The following is a 15,225-nucleotide window of genomic DNA, read 5'->3' as shown; positions in this document are numbered from 1 at the left end:
CAAAACACTTGACAAGTAGAAAAAAAATAGTGATAATAGCAAAGTTGCCAAACAAGGGACTGTAGTTCAATTGGTTAGAGCACCGCCCTGTCACGGCGGAAGTTGCGGGTTCGAGCCCCGTCAGTCCCGTTATAAATTTATGAGTAGTGAATAACTGAACTGAACTCCGGTAATTTTGGATTTTGAATTACCCAAAGGGATTGACCCAGAATTCAGAGTTTGAATATAAGCTACATTTATCATGCTTTGCGAAAGAGAGAATTAACTGTGACTGTCAGAGTCAGAATTGCGCCGAGTCCAACCGGAAATTTACATATTGGTACAGCTAGAACGGCTGTATTTAACTGGTTATTTGCCCGCCACCACGGCGGAAAATTTATCCTGCGAATAGAAGATACAGATTTAGAGCGATCGCGTCCTGAATACACCGAGAATATTCTTGAGGGATTGCGTTGGCTAGGGCTTAACTGGGATGAAGGGCCATTTTTCCAATCTCAACGCCTGGATCTTTATAAAGAAGCAGTGCAAAAACTGCTAGACCAAGGATTAGCCTATCGCTGCTATACTACTTCTGAAGAACTAGAAGCTCTTAGAGAAGCCCAAAAAGCTAGAGGCGAAGCTCCTCGCTATGACAATCGTCACCGTAGCCTTACGCCAGAACAACGCGCCGCTTATGAAGCAGAAGGTCGCTCCTCTGTGATTCGCTTCAAAATCGAAGATGGGCGAGAAATTGTCTGGAACGACCTAGTAAGGGGAAAGATGTCTTGGCGAGGTAGCGATTTAGGTGGTGATATGGTCATCGCCCGCGCTTCAGAAGAGGGTAGTGGTCAACCTTTATACAACTTTGTAGTTGTAGTGGATGACATTGATATGCAAATCACCCATGTCATTCGGGGAGAAGACCATATTGCTAACACCGCCAAGCAAATTCTGCTATATGAAGCAATGGGTGCAAAAATTCCAGAGTTTGCCCACACGCCCCTGATTTTGAACATGGAAGGGCGCAAGCTTTCTAAGCGGGATGGTGTCACTTCTATTTCTGACTTTCAGAAAATGGGCTTTACTGCTGAAGGCTTAGTGAATTACATGACATTGCTGGGTTGGTCGCCACCAGACTCGACGCAAGAAATATTTACCTTAGAAGAAGCAGCCAAAGAATTTGGTTTTGAGCGTGTAAATAAAGCAGGTGCAAAGTTTGACTGGGACAAGCTGGATTGGTTAAACAGTCAGTATATCCACAAGACGCCAGTAGATAAACTCACAGATTTACTCATACCCTATTGGCAAGCGGCTGGGTATAAATTTGATGGTGGACGCGTAGACGCAAAGCGGCTTCTCGTCAGAGATCGCGCCTGGTTAGAACAGCTAGTAACTTTAATTAGCCAGAGTTTGACTCGTTTAGTAGATGCAGTACCTCAAAGCCAACTGTTTTTTACTGACACAGTTGAATTTAGTGACGAAGGTAGTACACAACTGAAGCAAGAAGGTTCTACTGCTGTCCTTGAGGGGATTGTCACAGCTTTAGAAAATCAGCCGCAACTGTCAGAAGCCGCCGCCCAGGATATTATTAAACAAGTGGTGAAAGAGCAAAAAGTCAAAAAAGGCTTAGTAATGCGATCGCTCAGAGCAGCCTTAACTGGGGATGTTCATGGCCCTGACCTTATACAATCTTGGTTACTACTAAATCAGATTGGTTTAGATAAGTCACGCTTGAGTAAGGCAATAACAGAAGCTAATTAGCGATTACAACAATTTTTAGATGCATTTGGGAGTGGTGAATGAGGGATTCTAAAAATTCTTCCTCCATTCCCGATTCCCCAATTTCAAAGCTAAAATAGGTAGTCAATTCTCCTCACGTTGGGAACTTGGTGTGTAAAATTCATGTCTTCAAAAACACTTAGAAGCGAACGTAATTACAATGCCAAAAAAAGCGCTTAATAGTGGGATGAGATTATCGTTCATGATAGTTATGCTGTTCATCACATCAACAGTAAATGCTACCGTTGATGCTGAGGAAACGCCAACGATATTTGGAGATGTCACCATTAGCCCTCAATTTTCTCCAGATCCCCTGACAGTTCGCGGGATGAGTGGTGGTTCAATATCTGGGAGTCAAGTAGGTGGGAGAAGTGAAACAGCCACTGGCCCTTGCACCGGATTTGTTGATGAAACACCAGACCACACATTAGCGCTAACAAGTAAATTTGACTACCTAAAGCTGCAAGTACAAAGTCCTGAAGACACCACCATAATTATCAAGGGGCCCGGTGGTACTTGGTGCAATGACGATTTTGATGGCAAAAATGCTGGCATTATTGGTGAATGGCTGCCTGGAAATTACGAAGTTTGGGTTGGTTCCTACCAAAAAGACAAGTATCTTCCTTACACTCTACAAATTACAGAAGTTAAGTAGGGAATGGGGAATGGGGCATTGGGCATGGGGCATTGGTTATTTTCCTCATCTCCCTCATCTTCTCCACTCTCCCATAATGACGATTGAGAGAGGCTGGAATGACACGAGGAGCATTCTGGAAAAATTCTCCGTGTCTTTGCATCCTGTTGCCTCCCTTTTCTCGTGCGATTTTGTATTAAAATTAAGTTAACTTTGATTAAGATTCTTGTTGGCATCGCCATAATGCTCTAAATGCTTTATAGCAGTGCATATAAGAGATCAAATTAAACAAAATGGATTTATAAACATCCGTTTAACAGCTTAAAGTGGCAGAGTGATGAACATTCGGTTACTAAGGCTGATGAATTGTATAGGCATCTAGAGGCAAATTAAGATGAAATTCTCTTGGAAAGTCGTAGTACTCTGGACATTGCCTGCTTTGGTAATTGGTTTTTTCTTCTGGCAAGGGGCCTTTGCAGGCGCTCCTACTGACATGAGTAAGAATGCAGCCAATACGCGCATGACCTATGGTCGCTTTCTAGAATACTTGGATGGCGATCGCGTCACCAGCGTGGATTTGTACGAAGGCGGTAGGACAGCAATTATCGAAGCCCGCGATCCAGACATCGAAAATCGTGTCCAAAGGTGGCGTGTGGATTTGCCTGTTAACGCTCCTGAGTTAATTAGCAAGCTCAAAGAAAAAGACATCAGTTTTGATGCTCACCCCATGCGGAATGATGGCGCAATTTGGGGATTATTGGGCAATCTGATATTTCCAGTTTTATTGATTACCGGGCTGTTCTTTTTGTTCCGGCGTTCTAGCAACCTCCCCGGCGGGCCAGGTCAAGCGATGAACTTCGGCAAATCCAAGGCGCGTTTCCAAATGGAGGCGAAAACCGGGGTCAAATTTGACGACGTAGCCGGGATTGAAGAAGCTAAAGAAGAATTGCAAGAAGTTGTCACCTTCCTGAAGCAGCCAGAAAGATTTACTGCTGTAGGCGCACGGATTCCCAAGGGAGTGCTATTAGTTGGGCCTCCTGGAACTGGTAAAACTTTACTAGCAAAAGCGATCGCTGGTGAAGCAGGCGTACCTTTCTTCAGTATTTCCGGTTCGGAATTTGTAGAAATGTTTGTTGGTGTAGGTGCATCCCGCGTCCGCGATTTGTTCAAGAAAGCCAAAGACAACGCTCCTTGTATCATCTTCATTGATGAAATCGACGCAGTAGGACGCCAACGTGGCGCTGGTATCGGTGGCGGTAATGACGAAAGAGAGCAAACCCTCAACCAGTTGCTCACTGAAATGGACGGGTTTGAAGGTAATACAGGCATCATTATTATTGCTGCCACCAACCGTCCCGACGTACTAGACTCAGCTTTGTTACGTCCCGGTCGCTTTGACAGACAAGTAACTGTCGATGCACCCGATATTAAAGGACGTTTGGAAATCTTACAAGTCCATGCGCGGAATAAGAAATTAGATCCTAGTGTATCGTTGGATGCGATCGCTCGCCGCACTCCTGGATTTACTGGTGCTGATTTAGCCAACTTACTTAATGAAGCAGCAATTCTAACTGCGAGAAGACGCAAAGATGCTATCACCCTTCGCGAAATTGATGATGCGGTGGATCGGGTCGTCGCGGGGATGGAAGGTACTCCTTTGGTAGATAGCAAGAGCAAGCGCTTAATTGCATACCACGAAATTGGACACGCTTTGGTTGGGACTTTGTTAAAAGACCATGACCCAGTGCAGAAAGTTACCTTAATCCCAAGAGGACAAGCGCAAGGTTTGACTTGGTTTACTCCCAACGAAGAACAAGGGTTAATTTCTCGTTCTCAGTTGAAAGCCAGGATTACTGGTGCTTTAGGCGGTCGCGCTGCTGAGGAAGTAATTTTTGGAGCTGCGGAAGTCACAACTGGCGCTGGTGGAGACTTGCAACAGTTATCGGGAATGGCACGGCAGATGGTGACTCGTTTCGGCATGTCCGATTTAGGGCCACTTTCCTTAGAAAGCCAGCAGGGTGAAGTGTTCTTGGGTCGTGACTGGACAACCCGATCTGAGTATTCCGAATCTATCGCCTCTCGCATTGATGGACAAGTGCGAGCGATCGTAGAAGAATGCTACGAAAACGCTAAGAAGATTGTCCGTGACCATCGCACTGTCACCGATCGCTTAGTCGATTTGCTCATCGAAAAAGAAACCATTGACGGCGAAGAATTCCGCCAGATTGTGGCTGAGTACGCTGAAGTCCCAGAGAAGCAGCAGTACGTACCGCAACTGTAATAATTAATTATTTTCTGGGCTAATGCCTGGGAATGAGCAAATAAGCAATAAATCAAATGAGGATGGCACCATCCTCATTTTTTTAGCTATACCGCAAATTGGGCGTATCTAGCCTTTGGGGGAGGGAAACTAGGGTGTCAGACTCCGTAGCAAGTGCGAGGATATTTGTGTGGCTATGACTTCAGGTTCTAGGTTTTGATTCTTGACAACGAGTAGATCGTAAAGAGTCCAATTAATCGTGCCAATAATGCTGTTGATAGCAATTTGAACATTGAGTACAGGTGGATTGAGAAATATCTCTTGAGCAATCCCATCCTCAATAATGGTCAAGAAAATATTGCGATAGTTTTGTCGCGCCGACTGAAGTTGTTCGGTTGCTGCCACATCACCATAACCGACTTGGATGAAGAATAGCTTGATTAGTCCTTGATGCTGATGGAAATAGCGCAATGTGAGCAAAACAACCATCTGCATTGCCTCTTTTGGATGAGAACAGGCTTTGTGAGTTTGAGCAATTTGAAGATGTAGCTTGTTTAAATGCCTGACTATGATGGCGGTAAGCAATTCTTGCTTGCTTTTAAAATGCCGATAAAACAATCCAACTGATACACCTGCTGTATCAGCAATGAGTTGAGGTTGAGCTTGCTCGTAGCCCCTCAAGAGCAATGTCTCGCCTGCATCCAACAAAGCTGTATATCGCCCAAGGACATCATATCGAGGTTGTGTAGGTTTGGTTGTTTTTCCCATAGAGCGAACGGTTGTGGTAATGTGAAGCGAGTGAATAATATTCATTCACTCACTCTCAATCATTGCATGATGGATATATCTTATGCCTGGGCAAATATTTATCAACACAATTGAGCAGCCGTGGGTTGATTTGACTCAATTTCCCGGAACTCAGTTTTTACCATTAGCGGAACCTGTTCCACAGGGGTCAATTCATCGTTTGAAAATGAGTGCTGGAACTACAATTCCAGTTCACATCCATTTATGTGATGAGTATGTTTACATACTTGCTGGGGTAGTGGAAACTGGGGGAATAACATCTTCTGTGGGAACCTTTTGGTTTACCCCAGCCAACACTCGCCAGGGGCCGCACAAAGCTATAACAGACGTTGAACTCCTAACAATTCGCCTGGGAGCAATGGGAACGTTTGAATTCGATTCTGATTTATAAGGGTGTAAGTTTTTCTATTAATGCAATACCGAATTGAACAACTGTTTCCATTAGACATGTCATAGATACAGCAAACGACTACGTAGCAAAGGGTTTATTAAACGACAAATGCTTACCCTTGTGGGACAAGTAGAACGCTCTAAATCGGGGGCTTGCCAAAATCCGAAACTGGCAACATGGCTATTGTATATAAATATCTACCCCTTTGATTTGTCGCAAATGAATAGCAAAGCTAAATTATTGACTTTTGGCATCGTAACGCTTGCTCTTTCTTCTCTAACTGTCAGCACAGTTGTAGCACAGGCGAAACTGACTAATAAATCGAAATTATTCATCAATGGTATCGGAGAGGTAAGAGTTGGGATGACTGTTTCCCAAGCGGCAAAAGCTGCCCGTACTAAGCTAGCGGGAGATTCGCCGAATAGCAGTTGCTACTATGTTAAGCCACAAAATGAACCCAAAAATCTTTCGTTCATGGTTACAAAAGGTCGCATTTCTAGAGTAGATGTGCGGCAGAATACCCAAATTACTACCCTTAAAGGAGCAAAAATTGGCGACACCGAAGCACAAATCAAGTCTCTCTACCCAGGACAAATTAAAGTCACGCCTCATAAATACGTCCAAGGCGGACACTACTTGACATTTATCCCGAAAGACCGTGCTAACCAGAACTATCGTGTGGTATTTGAGACTGATGGTAAGCGTATTACTCAGTTTCGGTCAGGTAAACTACCAGAAGTTGAATTTGTTGAAGGCTGTTCTTGATCTGAGATATCATCAAACTTACTTGCCTAGCTTCCGCACTTCGACAAGCTCAGTGACCGCCGTAAACATCGCTGCACTTTACGACCAAGATGATACTATGCAGTTAAGCGTGATTGAGGGGTGATACATTGCCGTACAGCGCCTTTAATCTTAGCAAGGTAAAAACAGACTTTAAATTAATCTTTGTTGAAAATCAAGATTTATTTACAGATGTGCAGACAGTTTCACCTAGTGAATATCTAAATTTGATTTTCTCTGAGCATCTACCATTGGTGACAGCAATAAATACAGAAAAAGCTCGTTCTGAACTAATTATTATGCCTGTTTTAATTGAAGTTAAACGCTTCTTTAAATACCAAATTAGTATATTTTCTGGTTCAGAGTTTAATGTAGATGCTTCTAAAGGCTTAGAAGGACGCTGTGATTTTATTCTCAGTTGTTCACCAGAACAATATGATATTACTAGTCCTGTCGTGACTATTGTAGAAGCTAAAAATGAGAGTATTAAATCTGGTTTAGGACAATGTATTGCGACAATGTTTGCATCTCAATTGTTTAACCAGCAACAAGGAAATATTATCAATGAAATTTATGGTGTAGTTACAACAGGAACAGATTGGAAATTTCTCAAACTTTGTGAGAATACCATCTTTATCGATAAGAACGATTACTTTATTAAAGAAATAGACAAAATCTTAGGAATTCTAACAATGACTCTGATGGCTTGTCCGCAATTTTAGCTTAGAGATAGTTAATATAATGTCTAAGCTAGTAATGAAAAGTTTGTAGTAAGCACTTTAGTGCTTAGAAAATAAGGACTGAAGTCCTTACTACGAACTTGCTTAACCATGAATTGAAACTTTACAGATTAGTACACACCATCCCCATTTTTTATCTTTCCACTTCATCCACTGCTTTGGGAACTCCCGCAGTTAAAACCTCATGTCCATCAGATGTAACTAATACATCATCCTCAATCCGAATACCAATGCCAATCCATCGAGGATCAGTCTCTGGTTGGTCTTCTGCTAGTTTGGTGTCAGGCACAATATATAGTCCCGGTTCCACTGTCAAAATTTGGCCTGATTGTAAAATCTGTGGTTTATCTTCACCGTGCTGGTAAACTCCCACATCATGAACATCCAACCCTAACCAATGACTGGTGCGGTGCATATAATATGGCTTATATTTCTCTTCTTCAATTAATTTATCAACTTCACCTTTGAGGATGCCAAGTTCAACTAAACCTTCCGTAAGAACGCGCACTGCTGTATCATGAACTAATTTGAAGGGATTACCTGGTTTTACTTGAGCGATCGCTTGTTTTTGCGCCTCCAATACAATCTCGTACAGCGTCTTTTGTTCTGGCGTAAATTTACCCCCAACAGGAAATGTCCGCGTAATATCCGAGTTGTAATAACCGTAAGCGCAACCGGCATCAATTAGCAGTAATTCTCCATCCTGCATTTGACGGTTATTTTCAATGTAGTGCAGTACGCAAGCATTCACACCGGAAGCCACAATCGAAGGATAAGCTGGCCCCATTCCACCCCTGACTCGAAAAATGCGTTCCATCTCCGCTTGAATTTCGTACTCATAACGTCCGGGTGCAGCAATTTCTTGGGCGTAATTGTGTGCTTCGACTGCGATCGCTACTGCTTGACGCATCAATTCCAATTCAGCTTGACTTTTAATTAGTCTCATGCTGTTGAGAACAGGGCCAGTATCTTCAATGGCGATCGGCCCAGTACCTCGCTTAGGATAAGTTCGCAGTAAACTTTGGTAATGTCTCAGGATTTGGTCATTAAAAGTGCGATCGCGTCCTAAGTGATAATAAATCCGACTGGCTTTTTCCAAATACTGCGGCAACTTTTCATCTAATTCGCTAATGGGGTAAGCTTCATCAGCACCATAAATTTCCTTAGCTGCATCTACCCCAGAAAGATAACCAGTCCATACTTCCTTTTCGCGATCCTTCGGTTGGACAAACAGCACAAACCGATGTTCCGAATGATGCGGCGCTAACACTGCTACTGCTTGTGGCTCATTAAAACCAGTCAGGTAGAAAAAATCACTGTCTTGGCGATAAACATACTCGACATCGTTGTGCATCACTGCCATTGGTGCACTGCGAAAAATGGCTGTGCCATCACCAATTTTTGCCATTAACTGCTCACGACGCTGCCGATATTCTGCTTGCATAGCTGATGTATTTATGAAAGTATTGTGTTATTTTACACTTTTGGCAACTAGAGGATGCACAGATCATGCCTCTTAATAGTTGCTAATCTAAGTTATTCTAACCAATATTTCTTTCTACTCAAGTTATAAATCATTAGAGAATAATCAATTATCTCGAAAGATTCAGATTTCCTACTTTTTAAATCATTGGAAATCTTTTTGTTATCGAATGAATTAGGGCTAATGTAGCGATCGCTTCTTTTTTAGCCTATTTGGGACTTTGTATAGGCTAGTACATCGGGCGCGGAAATAAACATACCATTTCAAATGGCGCAAGACCTTGGAAGTCCCTTATGCGTGAATGCGTGACTTCCCCGAACGCGAGTGCGTCCCCAAGGGTTGGAGGTTAGGTCTATATTGGACTGAACTGCAAACTACTATAAGTATATTTTGATATAACACTTAAAAGTTAAAGCAAACAGATAAAATCATCAGCCTTTATCTATAAATCATCGTATATATAAAGCACAAAAAATATTTTTTAATTGCTTGCATAGGACTTGAAAATTTTATTATGGTCGTTTAAAACAAACATATATTTATCCTCAAAGAATGACATTAATAAATTAAAAATAGTTATAAAGAAATATTGAAGCCTTCGTAAATGTTATTTAGTTACAGAAAGAGATTATCAAAAAAAGTTAAAAAAATATGATAACCAATGATAAAAATACACCATGCCTGAAAATACGAATTCCTTACCCTTAGCTTTGAATACATCTAAATGGGCATCAGACTCTTTTGCAAAATCACAAATCTTGACAACTTCTTTTGAGAATTTAAATTATGATCCTGTGGGGTTTTTGAGTAAGAGTTCCTCACCAACACTACAAACTGAAGCAGTAACTACGCCTGTCAAAACATCATCAAATCCCAATCCTAATCCTTACTTAACTAGTGCGGCGATTACTCCTGACTTTAACGGTGATGGCAAAACGGATAAAGTTTGGGTCGATTCTACAACCGGTGAGATTATCATTCGGTTGATGGATGGGACAAAAGTTGTTGAGCAAGGTTCTTTGGGTAATTTCGACTTATCCGCCTATGATTACAAAATTGCTGACTTCAATGCTGATGGTAAAACCGACTTCTTATTACGGAATAAGACAACAGGTGAAAATAGTATTGTGCTGATGGATGGAACCAAAGTTGGTACTGCGGCTTCTCTAACTAGTGTTGACCCAGCTTGGACTCCTCAAATTGGAGATTTCAATGGCGATCGCAAAACTGACATCTTCTGGCATAATGCTACAACTGGTGAAAACGCTATTTGGCAGATGGATGGCACTACAGTTCTGAATGCAACTGTTTTAGACACTACAGACCCAGCGCTAACTCCTACCATTGTTGATTTCGACGGCAATGGTAAGAGTGACATTTTCTGGCGCAATGCGACAACCGGCGATAACACCGCTTGGTTTATGGATGGTACACAAAAGACTGAATTTGCGCTGCAATCACAAGATGCCGCCTGGACTGCTAGCCTTGGTGATTTCAACGGCGATTATAAGACTGACATTCTGTGGAGAAACGCTCAAACTGGTGAGAACAAGGTTTGGACGATGAATGGTATCTTAGTCACAGAAGGCGCTTTGGGGACACTTGACTCAGCCTGGACTTCTAAAATTGGCGATTTCAACGGCGATGGCAAGACTGATATCTTCTGGCATAATGGCACGACAGGTGAGAACACCGCTTGGTTGATGGATGGTACAACAGTTGCGACTGAAGCTTTCTTACCGACTAATAACGCAGCCTTGACACCATCTCTTGGCGACTTCAACGGCGATGGTAAGACCGACATCTACTGGCGCGACCAGACAGCAGGTACAGACAACATTTGGACTATAAATGAGACGACAGCCGTTGAGACTCCCATCAGCGACGCAGATAAGCTTGGCCCACAGTGGTATACGTTCTAAAAGTAGAGACGCGATTTATCGCGTCTATACAGGAGTTAGGAGTAGAGACGCGATTAATCGCGTCTCTACAGGAGTTAGAAATCTTCCACTGCTTCCCCTACTCCTGTACTTCTCAAAACTTGTAACTCAAAATTTGTAACTTAAAACCTGAATCACGCTATTTTCCGGCAAATCTTTAGGGCTAATGGAAATACTATCTCCATTGCTACGCCGCACTGTCGTACCTTGCATCACGGTCAGAAAATTATCGAGTGGTGAAATATCACACTTCGCAGCATCAGCGGCCTGTGTGCGGTAATGGGTTGGAATCACTATCTTGGGATTTAAGATTTGCACAGCCTGCTTTGCTTCCTCAGCATTGTAGGCTTTTGCACTGCCTCCCACCGGAATAAATGCTACATCAGGACGCCCCATGAGGATTTTTTGCTCAATAGAAATAGGTGCAGCAGCTCCACCTAAGTGTAGAATATTAATTCCCCCTTGCTTCCAACTCCAAGCGGTATTGGAACCAAACTGTCTACCACCTTTGCGATCGTGGTCTATGGCAATTCCTTGGAACTTAATACCTTTATACTCATAAACTCCTGGTTCGTAGATGAGTTTTGCATTTCCTGGTAATACGTCTACAGCACCTTCATCCAGCAGTTGGCTGCTAATCAGTACTAAATCTGCTGCAACTTTTGGTAGACGATACCCAGCAGTACAACCGGCCGTCCGAAATGGATTAACAAGAATTTTCGCACCGCCACCAGTAAAAAGAAAGCAAGTATGACCCAACCACTGAACTGATAAACCGCTAGATTGTGCGTCAGCTTGAGATTCAGAACCCAAGTTACTAACCAAAGCTGTGACTAACCCCGCCCCAGCATAGCCCATCAACTGTCGTCGTTTCATTAATTATGCTCTCGACTGTAACTGTTCCAGAAAATTTCGCAATAACTGTTTTCCTGAAGATGTCAGGACACTCTCTGGGTGAAACTGGACGCCCTGAATATGAGGATATTTCCGGTGTCGCACTCCCATAATGGTGTTATCTTCAACCCAAGCGGTGATTTCTAACACATCTGGGCAAGTCTCACGTTCTATCACCAAACTATGATACCTGGTTGCGGTTAAAGGATTTTCTAATCCCCGAAAAACCCCCACCCCAGTGTGAGACACCTGAGAGGTTTTGCCATGCATCAACTCTGGAGCAGGAATTATTTTACCACCGAACACTTGACCAATGCTTTGATGTCCTAAACAAACACCCAAAATTGGCAACTCTTGCCCTAGCTGTTCAATCAATTTTAAAGAAATACCGGCATCTTCCGGGCGACCTGGCCCAGGAGAAATAACCACGGCTTCGGGCTTTAATGCCTGAATTTCATCTATGGATATCTTATCGTTACGAAAAACTTTAATATCATCTGCCACTGGGAATTCTGCTGCTAATTCTCCCAGATACTGCACCAAATTATATGTAAAACTGTCGTAATTGTCGATAACTATAATCAAAGCTCATAACTCCTGGTTTTTACCACTCATCAGTTACAAAAAGCATAGACAAATATCTCATGCTATTTGTTCGCTAGGTGTAAAAATAACGCTGACGTGGACGGCTAAAAATTACCGAGTAACCCTTTATCTAGGATGCTTGGCACGTAGGCATAGCCCGTCGTAGACATCGCCTCACTTTTAAATTGCTTATAATGTGTTTTCCAGGGAATCGGACAGAGTGTTTATCGGCTCACTTGGCGATGCCTGGGTTGGACTACGCCGGAGTAAATCAAGTCTACAAAGTTGATATAATTAACTTTACCAGAGGAGGGAGCAGGAGCGTACAAGCTACTAGCACCGCTACCAAAGCAGAGACAAGCACTGCACCAGCCGCACAATCTTTAGCAATTTTTGCCAATTCATGGTATGTCTGCTTAACGGTTAAGTCTACAAGAGACTCGATCGCTGTATTTAGTAACTCTAATGCCAAAACTAAACCACTAGTTACACCTATTACCGCTATTTCTACCGCTTGCAGATGTAGAAAAACGCTTAAAGCGATCGCTAAGGCACAAACACTTACATGAATGCGAAAATTCCGTTGAGTTTGAAAACTATAGCTGATTCCAGCCCAGGCATATTTAAAACTAACAAATAAATTAGAGGCTACTTTCCAGGAGAATTCCCGTTCGTTAGACACCAGTGTTTGTAACGAGGTAGGCGTTGGTGATGGAGAAATTTTTTGGGACATAGACTTAAAAACACAAAAACAGAGTTGCTACGTGGGAATATTCGCCGATTTTAATGGCAGAATTAACTTTGAGGCAATCTTTAAGCAATTTTCCACAGAAGTATTATAAAAGCATTACCCAAAATTAACATTATAGAAATACACGAACTACTACTATTCCATGTCAATAGGAATACCTATTGCATTCAGCAATCTCACTTGCTGTTCTAACATTCGCCCCAAACTTTCTTCATCAGGATGATCCCAGCCCAAGAGATGTAACAAACCGTGACTAGCTAACCAGGCTAACTCAGTGGGTAAGCTATGTTCCTGCTGTTGAGCTTGACGCTGTGCTGTATCTACAGACACGATGATATCACCTAAGTATAATGGTACAGAAGCAAGCATCTCTTTGCTTTGAGGAAAATCCACCTCCAAAGCAGCAAAGGCTAAAACGTCTGTGGGCTTATTTTGTTGCCGATATTGGCTATTTAGTTCTTGAATTTGCGAGTCATCTGTCAAACGCAGCCCAATTTCATAGCTTGGCGCTGGTGGAATATGAGGGTGAAGGATTTCCAACCAGTGATTAAACCAATTTTCCCAAGTTTCAGGAGTAATTCGGGGATCAGGATAATCAATTTTTACAGATGTTGTCGGGGACAACTCGTAAAAATCATCCTCTACGTATAGTTCAACGCTCAGGGGCACATAGTCTCCTAATCTGAGGTTTACGGTTTTTTGCTAGTGAGTTAGGTAAGCAAGACCAACAAGGAGAGCTAAAAGCCCTACGGCAGTCAACGCAAAATGCTTTAAGGAAGTTCCACCCTTCCGCACCATGTTTCGCATAGCGAGTTTTACGTAGCTAGGTTGAGGTTCTGTTGAAGGAGTGTTGCTCATAGTTATTTGTCCACAGACTCTTTTATAACTGTAACAGTTGGCCTGGGATAGAGTGGCGATCGCCTGTATATTACTCAGGAATTTATCTAAAAACGCCCCAATAAGAAGGAATGCTATGCAATCACACCAATTATTAGAAAAATAAATAACAAGTGCTAAGTAATATTAAAGTTAATTACTTAGCACTTGTAAATAATGCAAAATTATGCAGAAGTGTTTTCTACTAATTTATTTTCTTGGCGCAGATAAGCTTGAATGAATGGATCAATTTCGCCATTCATCACATCGTTAATCGCCGTTGTTTCTGTATTTGTACGCAAATCTTTCACCATCTGGTAAGGGTGAAATACATAGTTACGGATTTGGTTTCCCCAGGAGGCTTCCACCATATCGCCACGAATTTCGGCAATTTCTTGGGCGCGTTGCTCCTTGGCGATGACCAACAGCTTGGCTTTGAGGCGATTTAGAGCTTTTTCTTTATTTTGTAGCTGCGATCGCTCTTCTGTACAGCGCACAGCAAGACCAGTGGGAAGGTGAACAATCCGCACCGCAGTTTCTACTTTGTTGACGTTTTGCCCACCTTTACCACCAGAACGAGTTGTGGTGATTTCCAAATCCTTATCTGGAATATCCAATTGCACAGAGTTATCAATCTGCGGCATCACTTCCACCCCTGCAAAACTGGTTTGTCGCTTGCCGTTGGCATTAAAAGGTGAAATCCGCACTAAGCGATGTGTACCCATTTCCGATCGCAAGTAACCATAAGCATAGCGACCAGTAATTTCTAGGGTTGCAGATTTAATTCCGGCTTCATCACCCTCCGACTCTTCAGCTAAAGTTACCTTATAACCGTGTGCTTCGCCCCAACGGGTGTACATCCGCATCAGCATAAATGCCCAGTCTTGAGCATCTGTGCCACCAGCACCAGCACTAATCGTCAATACAGCACCTTCCGCATCATAGGGGCCAGAAAGTAACTGTTGTAACTCCCACTGATCCAGGTCACGATTCAGTTTAGTGATGGTAGATTCTGCTTCTTGGAGTAGTGCCTCATCGGTTTCTAACTCCAATAATTCAACAACTGCCTTAGTATCTTCTAGATTGGCGTGCCAGCGATCGTATTGCTGGAGGTGGGCTTTCAGGTCATTGAGTTCTTGCAGAGTTTGTTGGGCTTGGGTTTGGTTATCCCAAAAGTCTGGCTGTGCTGATATTTTTTCGAGGTCTTGAATTTTGGCTGTCAGTGCAGGTACGTCAAAGATAGTCCTGGGTTTTACCCAGGCGGCCAGACAACGTTTCGATTTCGCGTTTGAGTTCTAAAACTTCCATAGTGCTTGCTGAATG

15 protein-coding genes and 1 tRNA gene are annotated in these 15,225 nt (G+C 42.7%); 8 read left to right on the top strand and 8 right to left on the bottom strand.

Annotation, left to right across the window (positions count from 1 at the left end):
- The first annotated feature begins 55 nt into the window (after window positions 1-55).
- From CDC33_RS07315 to ftsH2, 4 genes are all read left to right on the top strand, one after another.
- Window positions 56-129, top strand: a tRNA-Asp gene (locus tag CDC33_RS07315).
- A gap of 138 nt (window positions 130-267) precedes the next feature.
- Window positions 268-1,740, top strand: coding sequence for a glutamate--tRNA ligase (gene gltX, locus CDC33_RS07310; RefSeq protein ID WP_109007924.1), 1,473 nt, complete (start codon window positions 268-270; stop codon window positions 1,738-1,740).
- A 178-nt stretch (window positions 1,741-1,918) separates the two neighbouring features.
- Entirely contained in the window at window positions 1,919-2,413 is a 495-nt protein-coding gene (locus tag CDC33_RS07305) for a hypothetical protein (protein ID WP_109007923.1), read from the top strand.
- Window positions 2,414-2,786: 373 nt separating this feature from the next.
- Window positions 2,787-4,673 carry an ATP-dependent zinc metalloprotease FtsH2 gene (gene ftsH2, locus CDC33_RS07300; protein WP_109007922.1) on the top strand — a complete coding sequence of 629 codons (1,887 nt, stop codon included), beginning with the start codon at window positions 2,787-2,789 and terminating at the stop codon, window positions 4,671-4,673.
- 129 nt (window positions 4,674-4,802) lie between these two features.
- Here the strand turns inward: ftsH2 and CDC33_RS07295 are convergent, their stop codons facing one another.
- A complete protein-coding gene (locus tag CDC33_RS07295; RefSeq protein ID WP_109007921.1) occupies window positions 4,803-5,465 on the bottom strand; it encodes a TetR/AcrR family transcriptional regulator in 663 nt (220 codons plus the stop codon).
- Between the two features lie 37 nt (window positions 5,466-5,502).
- On the opposite strand from CDC33_RS07295, the gene CDC33_RS07290 reads away from it, so the two are divergent.
- The 3 genes from CDC33_RS07290 to CDC33_RS07280 all read left to right on the top strand — a co-directional run bounded on the left by CDC33_RS07290 (window position 5,503) and on the right by CDC33_RS07280 (window position 7,355).
- Window positions 5,503-5,850: a cupin domain-containing protein gene (locus CDC33_RS07290; protein ID WP_109007920.1), complete on the top strand. Its 348-nt coding sequence runs from the start codon at window positions 5,503-5,505 to the stop codon at window positions 5,848-5,850.
- Between the two features lie 108 nt (window positions 5,851-5,958).
- Window positions 5,959-6,615, top strand: coding sequence for a hypothetical protein (locus tag CDC33_RS07285; RefSeq protein WP_369694287.1), 657 nt, complete (start codon window positions 5,959-5,961; stop codon window positions 6,613-6,615).
- Between the two features lie 128 nt (window positions 6,616-6,743).
- Window positions 6,744-7,355, top strand: coding sequence for a hypothetical protein (locus CDC33_RS07280; RefSeq protein WP_109007919.1), 612 nt, complete (start codon window positions 6,744-6,746; stop codon window positions 7,353-7,355).
- A gap of 151 nt (window positions 7,356-7,506) precedes the next feature.
- On the opposite strand, the gene CDC33_RS07275 is transcribed toward CDC33_RS07280, so the two are convergent.
- Window positions 7,507-8,817, bottom strand: a complete 1,311-nt coding sequence (locus CDC33_RS07275; RefSeq protein WP_109007918.1) for an aminopeptidase P N-terminal domain-containing protein — start codon at window positions 8,815-8,817, stop codon at window positions 7,507-7,509.
- Window positions 8,818-9,533: 716 nt separating this feature from the next.
- Here CDC33_RS07275 and CDC33_RS07270 point away from each other — a divergent pair.
- Complete coding sequence (locus CDC33_RS07270; protein WP_109007917.1) at window positions 9,534-10,778, top strand: FG-GAP repeat domain-containing protein; 1,245 nt, start codon at window positions 9,534-9,536, stop codon at window positions 10,776-10,778.
- Window positions 10,779-10,904: 126 nt separating this feature from the next.
- Here the strand turns inward: CDC33_RS07270 and CDC33_RS07265 are convergent, their stop codons facing one another.
- The 6 genes from CDC33_RS07265 to prfB all read right to left on the bottom strand — a co-directional run bounded on the left by CDC33_RS07265 (window position 10,905) and on the right by prfB (window position 15,210).
- Window positions 10,905-11,672, bottom strand: a complete 768-nt coding sequence (locus CDC33_RS07265) for an MBL fold metallo-hydrolase (RefSeq protein WP_109007916.1) — start codon at window positions 11,670-11,672, stop codon at window positions 10,905-10,907.
- Window positions 11,673-11,675: 3 nt separating this feature from the next.
- Window positions 11,676-12,275 carry an anthranilate synthase component II gene (locus CDC33_RS07260; protein ID WP_109007915.1) on the bottom strand — a complete coding sequence of 200 codons (600 nt, stop codon included), beginning with the start codon at window positions 12,273-12,275 and terminating at the stop codon, window positions 11,676-11,678.
- A 277-nt stretch (window positions 12,276-12,552) separates the two neighbouring features.
- Window positions 12,553-13,008 (bottom strand): diacylglycerol kinase family protein, encoded by a 456-nt coding sequence (locus CDC33_RS07255; RefSeq protein ID WP_109007914.1) that lies wholly within the window; start codon window positions 13,006-13,008, stop codon window positions 12,553-12,555.
- Between the two features lie 153 nt (window positions 13,009-13,161).
- The gene (gene ybeY / locus CDC33_RS07250; protein ID WP_109012482.1) at window positions 13,162-13,689 is read right to left on the bottom strand and encodes an rRNA maturation RNase YbeY; all 528 of its coding nucleotides are present in this window, start codon (window positions 13,687-13,689) and stop codon (window positions 13,162-13,164) included.
- A gap of 39 nt (window positions 13,690-13,728) precedes the next feature.
- Window positions 13,729-13,884, bottom strand: coding sequence for a DUF3285 domain-containing protein (locus CDC33_RS07245; RefSeq protein ID WP_109007913.1), 156 nt, complete (start codon window positions 13,882-13,884; stop codon window positions 13,729-13,731).
- A gap of 203 nt (window positions 13,885-14,087) precedes the next feature.
- Window positions 14,088-15,210, bottom strand: a protein-coding gene (prfB, locus tag CDC33_RS07240) for a peptide chain release factor 2 (RefSeq protein WP_109007912.1) whose coding sequence is annotated in 2 segments (ribosomal slippage) — window positions 14,088-15,137 and window positions 15,139-15,210 — 1,122 coding nt in all. Because the reading frame shifts where the segments join, the coding sequence is not laid out codon by codon here.
- Window positions 15,211-15,225: the final 15 nt, after the last annotated feature.

It is taken from the genome of Nostoc commune NIES-4072 (assembly GCF_003113895.1).
GTDB classification, from domain to species: Bacteria; Cyanobacteriota; Cyanobacteriia; order Cyanobacteriales; family Nostocaceae; genus Nostoc; species Nostoc commune.
The sequence above is the reverse complement of the archived record's forward strand: the minus strand, read 5'-3'. Positions and strand labels throughout refer to the sequence as shown.